General features: G+C 47.5%; 2 protein-coding genes, 1 tRNA gene and 3 rRNA genes (1 of these 6 cut by a window edge). All 6 read right to left on the bottom strand.

All coding sequences use genetic code 11. The features are described from left to right. A 23S ribosomal RNA gene (locus SATMO3_RS05640) occupies positions 1–733 on the bottom strand (it extends 2265 nt beyond the left edge of the window). Positions 734–1015: 282 nt separating this feature from the next. Next, a 5S ribosomal RNA gene (rrf, locus tag SATMO3_RS05635) occupies positions 1016–1132 on the bottom strand. Between the two features lie 5 nt (positions 1133–1137). After that, a tRNA-Ala gene (locus tag SATMO3_RS05630) sits at positions 1138–1213 on the bottom strand. Between the two features lie 161 nt (positions 1214–1374). Further along, positions 1375–2929 (bottom strand): 16S ribosomal RNA (locus SATMO3_RS05625). Together the 16S, 23S and 5S rRNA genes with 1 tRNA gene alongside form the textbook arrangement of a ribosomal RNA operon. Before the next feature lie 392 nt (positions 2930–3321). Next, positions 3322–5052 carry a methyl-accepting chemotaxis protein gene (locus tag SATMO3_RS05620; protein ID WP_371378718.1) on the bottom strand — a complete coding sequence of 577 codons (1731 nt, stop codon included), beginning with the start codon at positions 5050–5052 and terminating at the stop codon, positions 3322–3324. Positions 5053–5089: 37 nt separating this feature from the next. Then, a complete protein-coding gene (locus SATMO3_RS05615; protein WP_371378715.1) occupies positions 5090–6148 on the bottom strand; it encodes a SpoIIE family protein phosphatase in 1059 nt (352 codons plus the stop codon). Between the last annotated feature and the right edge of the window lie 18 nt (positions 6149–6166).

The following is a 6166-nucleotide window of genomic DNA, read 5'->3' as shown; positions in this document are numbered from 1 at the left end:
CTTCGGCTCCGTGTTTTCCACTTAACCTCGCTAGTTACTGTAACTCGCCGGTTCATTCTTCAATAGGCACGCCGTTGACCACATAAGGGTCTTCGACTGCTTGTAGACATACGGTTTCAGGTTCTGTTTCACTCCCCTCCCGGGGTGCTTTTCACCTTTCCCTCACGGTACTATGCGCTATCGGTCGCCAAGGAGTATTTTGCCTTGGAGGGTGGTCCCCCCTGCTTCCCACAGGGTTCCTCGTGTCCCGTGGTACTCTGGATTCCGGCCATTTAGCTCTGCCTTTCGTTTACAGGGCTTTTACCTTCTGCGGCCTACCTTTCCAGGTAGTTCGACTAGGCCTGGCTAAACTTACGCCGGTCCTCAACCCCCTGCTCGACATTCGACCTTCGACTTTAGACTTTCGATGAGGTTCGTTAGACTTTCGTCTCCCTTCGAATGTCGCATGTCGAAAATCCAATGTCGAACAGGGTTTGGGCTCTTCCCCGTTCGCTCGCCGCTACTTAGGGAATCTCGTTTGATTACTTTTCCTCCGGGTACTTAGATGTTTCAGTTCCCCGGGTGCCCTCCTAGCTTAGCTAGGTGACGGTGCATTACCACCGCCGGGTTCCCCCATTCGGATATTCATGGATCAATGCCTGCTTGCGGCTCCCCATGACTTTTCGCAGCTTACCGCGTCCTTCTTCGGCTCTTGGCGCCTAGGCATCCACCGTATGCCCTTAACAACTTGACTTATGCTGCAACTGTCTATTGCGCATCATCTGCTTCGTTGGTACTCGAAGTATTTGCTTGCGTACACTAGTACGCGGCGCTGCATACTTCTCCGTTCCGCCTCGCATCTGATACACACTAGCCAGTTTCGCGTCGCCATGTTCATAGCTTACGTTTGCCTTTAGTATAAATCCTAATTGCGCTTCGTTAAGTTACTTCTACATATTTGCATATGAGAGGTATTACTTTACTTTGCTTTCTTCTGTGCAGTTTTCAAGGAACATCGGAACGCTTCGCGTTCCTGAACCAGCAACTTCCTAATCTCCCGGGCCGTTTCCAGCCAAGTACCTTCGGCGTTTGTGGGCTTAACTACTGTGTTCGGTATGGGAACAGGTGGAACCCCACAGCTATCGTCACTGGATTTTGTGGTGGAGATAAGCGGGATCGAACCGCTGACCTCTTGAATGCCATTCAAGCGCTCTCCCAGCTGAGCTATATCCCCACGTTCTCAGGAATTACTATGTTATCATAGCTACTTATATATTTCAACAAGTAACTTCTGGTAACTTGCATTCCCTCAAAACTAAACAATGTAAGATGTATCTTGCCTGATGTGTCGACCTTGGAAGTAGTTCAGGTGTTACCCCGAACGGTTCTCCCTAGAAAGGAGGTGATCCAGCCGCACCTTCCGATACGGCTACCTTGTTACGACTTCACCCCAATCATCGGCCCCACCTTAGACGGCTGGCTCCTTACGGTTACCCCACCGGCTTCGGGTGTTTCCAACTTTCGTGGTGTGACGGGCGGTGTGTACAAGGCCCGGGAACGTATTCACCGCAGTATGCTGACCTGCGATTACTAGCGATTCCGACTTCACGGAGGCGAGTTGCAGCCTCCGATCCGAACTGAGAGCTTGTTTATGCGTTTCGCTTACCTTCGCAGGCTTGCTTCGCTTTGTTTAAGCCCATTGTAGTACGTGTGTAGCCCAGGACATAAGGGGCATGATGACTTGACGTCATCCCCGCCTTCCTCCGCATTGTCTGCGGCAGTCTCCCTTGAGTTCCCACCATAACGTGCTGGCAACAAAGGATAAGGGTTGCGCTCGTTGCGGGACTTAACCCAACATCTCACGACACGAGCTGACGACAGCCATGCACCACCTGTTTTCGTGTCCCCGAAGGGAGGAACTAATCTCTTAGTTTTTCACTCAATGTCAAGCCCTGGTAAGGTTCTTCGCGTTGCGTCGAATTAAACCACATACTCCACCGCTTGTGCGGGCCCCCGTCAATTCCTTTGAGTTTCAACCTTGCGGCCGTACTCCCCAGGCGGGGTACTTATTGCGTTAACTCCGGCACAGGAGGGGTCGATACCTCCTACACCTAGTACCCATCGTTTACGGCCAGGACTACCGGGGTATCTAATCCCGTTCGCTCCCCTGGCTTTCGCGCCTCAGTGTCAGACACAGTCCAGAAAGTCGCCTTCGCCACTGGTGTTCCTCCCAATATCTACGCATTTCACCGCTACACTGGGAATTCCACTTTCCTCTCCTGCACTCAAGATCCCCAGTTTCCTGCGCCCATACGGAGTTGAGCTCCGCACTTAGACACAAGACTTAAAGATCCACCTACACGCCCTTTACGCCCAATAATTCCGGACAACGCTTGCCACCTACGTATTACCGCGGCTGCTGGCACGTAGTTAGCCGTGGCTTCCTCCTTTGGTACCGTCATTACCTTGCATTATTTACACAAGATACGTTCGTCCCAAACGACAGAGCTTTACGATCCGAAAACCTTCTTCACTCACGCGGCGTTGCTCCGTCAGACTTTCGTCCATTGCGGAAGATTCCCCACTGCTGCCTCCCGTAGGAGTCTGGGCCGTGTCTCAGTCCCAGTGTGGCCGTTCATCCTCTCAGACCGGCTACTGATCGTCGCCTTGGTGAGCCATTACCTCACCAACTAGCTAATCAGACGCAGACCCATCTCTAAACGGTAGCTTATATATAGAGGCCACCTTTCTTAACTCAGTCATGCAACCAAGTTACCACATTCGGTATTAGCACCACTTTCGCGGTGTTGTCCCCAGTTTAGAGGCAGGTTGTCTACGCGTTACTCACCCGTTCGCCACTAAGTATCCATAAATGAATACTCCGTTCGACTTGCATGTGTTAGGCACGCCGCCAGCGTTCGTCCTGAGCCAGGATCAAACTCTCCATAAAAGTTATATTTATGGAGCCTTTTGTTGGCTCATAAAATTTAAAAGAAATTATTTAATGTGCTCATTGAGCACCGCACATCTGGCTTTTATGATGCATTACTTACATTGTTCAGTTTTCAGGGAACACTGTGTGTATTCATAGTTGCCGTCTTGCGGCGACTTTTATATATTAACACATTGCGTTACTCAGTGTCAATACATCTTTTTTTGGTAATTCTCGCCGTTGCCGGATTCAATTCAAATCATTATCGGCAGACAGCTTTTACATAATAGCTTAAGAAAATAATTCTGTCAAGCAATATCTAGGATGCTATCATTGCCAGCCTGTAATAACAGCAAAAAGCAGGGCGAATATTGCTTTTCGCCCTGCTTCGTATACTTAAGTAGACTATCTCATAGGATAAACTTCTCTACCGATGATTTCAATTCGCTGGCCATAGCGCTGGTCTCTTCCGAAGCCGCAGCCACTGTTTGCATAACAGACGACTGTTCTTCAGCAGATGCCGTAACCTCTTCACTATGCGCTGCAACTGTTTCAATTACTGTCGAAAGGCCATTAATGAGCTGGACTATCTGGTCGGAGTTAGCAACCTGCTCAGAAGTAATTTTCTCGATTTCACGGGTTTCCTGAGCCATACTGGTTACAGCCTGCAGAATTTTATCCAAAGCCACACCTGCTTCGTTAACGGTGGTAACACCCACTTCCACCTCGGTTACGTTTTGGGCCATGGCCATAACCGCTAATTGTGTTTTTTCAGTAACTTTCTGAACAAGTGCCGTAATTTCCTGGGCCCCCTGATCGGATTGCTCCGCCAGTTTACGGACCTCTTCAGCCACTACAGCAAAGCCGCGTCCGTGTTCGCCAGCCCTCGCCGCCTCAATAGCAGCATTAAGCGCCAGCAGATTAGTCTGCTTGGCGATACTCGTAATAGTGTCAATAATATGGGAAATCTGCTGAGAATACTCGTTTAATTCGCCTATTATCTGGCTGGAGTGCTTGGTCTGTTCGGTTATATTATCCATCTTGGCAACAGACTCATTAACTTTTGCCCTTCCATTTTCGGCGGCCGCCAAAGTTTCTGCTGAGTTGCTGCTGGTATGGTCTGCTTTTCTTCTAGCTATTTGAATAAGGCTGGATAGTTCGACCAGAGCCTGGGAGGCTTCCAGCATAGAATTATTACCGCCATCGGCTTCATTGGACAAATGCTGCATACTTTCGGAAATTCCCTCACTGGCTGAAGTAACTTCTTCCGTAGATGCCGCCATTTGTTCCGAGGCCTTAGCCAGTTGTTCCGAGGCTGTACGAATTTTAGTGATCATACCGACAAAGCTGTTATGCATATCTTTCAGGGAATTACCTAATTCCCCTATTTCGTCAGAGGACTTAACTTCAACAATGCCTCTTAGATCTCCGTTAGCGTACTGCCTGGCAATATCAGTAAGCGCCAACATCGGTTTTCGTACCATATTGGTTAGCAGCACGGCAGTAACCAACCCTAAGACTAACGCTACAAAACTAACTATGATGGAAAACCGGTTGACCTTATCGGCACGCTCCTGACTTTCGCTGATAAGCGTTTTGGCAACCGTACTGTTGGTTTGAGCAAACTCACCGGTCTTGCTGGATATGGATTGTGCCAGAGGAGCAACGCGCTTGGCAAATGCAGCCATCATTTTTTCATATTCTTGCGCTTGAACGAAGTCGCCATTTCTTTTAGCCAAATGATATTTTTTTGCCAGCGGTATATATTCTTTGGTAATGCTGTCCTTATACTGTGTTGTTTCGTCAATTAGTCCCTGAACTTCCTGTCGCTTTTCCGCTCGCGCTTTAGACAGAAGGTCGTTCTCCGATTTCAACAGACTATCGAAGCAAGTTGTTAATTGTCCTAAATAAGCTTCATCGCCATATGCGGCAAAACCACGAATTAAAGCTATGGCATTGTTATACTGAGCATCAATGTCAGCTGACAATGCCATTCGCTCATTAGCCTCTCCAATTTTGTACATATCTGCTTTTACATTTTGCAAATTGACGAAAGAGTTTGCGGTCATGATTAGCAACAACACTAAGATTATACCAAAACTCACTGCAAACTTGGCGCCAAGTTTAATTTTCAGATCCAAACACAATCCTCTCCTAACAATCCAGGATCAAATACAGCTACCTTATAAGTATGCCAATTCCTGAGGCATCATCGGTAATAGTTTTACAAACCGGGATTCTTTTACATAAGTCATACATACTCCAAAAAGTATGCTCCTGCTCAATAGGCTGATCTATCATTTCAAACAATCCGTCAGTAAGAAAGAAGAAGCTTTCTCCGGACTGAAAGGATAGAATCTCCTGGTCATAAGATTCATTTTCATTGATACCCAGAAAGAGCCCCGGACTCTTGATTACTTTTGGCCCTGAAGCACTTAAATAGAAAAATTGATTCATCCCGGCACAAGAATAAGTCAAGGTCTGACACTTAAAATCAAATTCAAAGATAAGTGCAGCGGCAAAACCACCGCTGTTAAAAAACGGTGCTACTTCATGGTTAATCCAGGCTAGCTTGTCATTGATGGCAATAGGTTTCTCTACTGCCTGACGAAACAGGTATTGCAGAACGCCGCCCTGGCTGTTTGCGGCAATCCCGTGACCCATGACGTCAATAATAATGCCGTAAAGAATCTGACTATCCTCTCTGTATTGAACGTCATACAGGTCGCCGCTTAAACCTTCCAGCGGCTCAAAAACGGTGCGCATTCGAAATAGCGGAGTCTCCATATTTCGCGGCAGTAGTCGCCGTTGAATCTTACCGGCTACTTCCAGCTCGCGGCGCATTTTGCCTTCAACCGTTAAATCTCTAACCAATTCGGCAATTATCTGTCTGCCATGCAAAGCCAGATAGCGGGCGCTAATCTCAGCTTTAAATATGGCGCCATTTTTTTTGACATGGTTTGCTGTGAAGATATGCCCCTTTGTCCCCTGACTGATTACCGTATTCATTGTATTAAGTACTGTTTCATACGCATCATACCGCAGATCCTTAATCGACAGGCCACACTGCTCGTCTACACTATAACCGTATAATTCCATGCTTTTGTGGTTCATAAACAGAATATCTCCCTGCTTAGCGTCCACCAGCAGCACGGCGTCGTTAATCATATCCAGCAATTCAAACCGTTGACAATACTCACACATATCAAATCTAAAATTGTAATCCAGAGCCCCCATTTTGCTATCTCCTTGCCG

The sequence above is a fragment of the Sporomusa aerivorans genome, from assembly GCF_041428895.1.
Taxonomy (GTDB): Bacteria; Bacillota; Negativicutes; order Sporomusales; family Sporomusaceae; genus Sporomusa; species Sporomusa aerivorans.
Note: the sequence above shows the minus strand (reverse complement) of the source record. Positions and strands in the feature narration are given on the sequence as shown.